Annotated in this window: 1 protein-coding gene; it reads left to right on the plus strand. The window is 31.3% G+C overall.

All coding sequences use genetic code 11. From position 1 onward, the window contains the following. Positions 1-292: 292 nt before the first annotated feature. Positions 293-673, plus strand: coding sequence for an outer membrane protein assembly factor BamE (bamE, locus tag GQ589_RS11740; RefSeq protein ID WP_237399239.1), 381 nt, complete (start codon positions 293-295; stop codon positions 671-673). Positions 674-1,196 lie beyond the last annotated feature (523 nt).

Genomic DNA, 1,196 nt, shown 5'->3' on the forward strand with positions numbered 1-1,196 from the left:
ATCTTTTTCATGTTTCAATCCTCTTTTACTTTTATCATAGAGAATTTTCTACTTTTTTGCTGTACTATTTTATGGGATAGTTACATTAGTAAGCCAAGGTACAGATCCACAAGAACGAAAAAATCATTAATATGTAGGAAAACACCTTATGATTTTTTAGAGGATTATTTTAACCCTGAAGTGTAAACAGCCCGACGTTTTCCTACAAATAATTTATTAATTTGGCTAGCACTTAATTAAAAGATCAGCGATAATACAGACCATCAAATTTTAGAGAATGGATTAAGTGTAGATGCAATTTCGTAAATTTTCCGTACTTGCAATTGTAACTAGTATTTTGTTAGCGGGTTGTTCTGTCGTTGAACGTTGGGTCTATAGACCAGATATCAATCAAGGTAATTATGTGACACCAGATGCTATTGGGCTATTACAAGTAGGGCAAAGTAAAGAACAAGTTGTGTTTATTATGGGTTCACCAATGTTAACCTCTGTTTTTGGTGATAATGTTTGGTATTATATTTTTCGCCAACAACCTCAACATGATGAAGTTAGCCAAAAAAGTTATGCTGTCTATTTCAATGAAATGGGTGTTGTAAAGGATATTAAAGCCTCAGAATTAGCTGGATCAAAATCTCTAGAAGAAATGAATAAATATAAATTAAAACCTCGTTAAGGAACGAGGTTTTAATTTGTCTAATTTATATGTAAAAAAAGATTGGCTATAATAATTATTTGTAGGTAAACGTCGGGTTGTTTACACTTTGTGATTAAAATAATCCTCTAAAAACTCATAAGGTGTTTTTCTCAAAATCCTTTTATGGAGTTAAACGATATTATAAAAATTAATAAAGCATCTAAGCTTTGTTTTCTCTCTTTTACATCGCTAAATATTTGTTGATTGTGTCATATTTTCATTAAATTTCATATCACTTTTTCAGCTTTCCCATTGGTTTGTAGGCAAGTGGATTGGGTAAATTTTTGATTGATGATACAATGACGACACGTTTTAAAAATTAGTGTTCACTTATGCTTTGAAATTCACGTCCGTTATCGGAGTAAACGTATTCAATAGTATAAGAACATCGGGCTAACACACCACGGTTAAAACTATTGTAACGGTATACTTTTCTTGTAGACATTCTTAGCGGTATGATAAATCCTCAACAAAGGAGATTATCTGATGACAAGACAACTAA

It is taken from the genome of Gilliamella sp. Pas-s27, assembly GCF_009795865.1.
Lineage (GTDB): Bacteria > Pseudomonadota > Gammaproteobacteria > Enterobacterales > Orbaceae > Gilliamella.

Bases quoted from the DNA above. Each gene is read 5' to 3' on its own strand.
- bamE (WP_237399239.1), top strand. From the start codon at position 293: ATGCAATTTCGTAAATTTTCCGTACTTGCAATTGTAACTAGTATTTTG.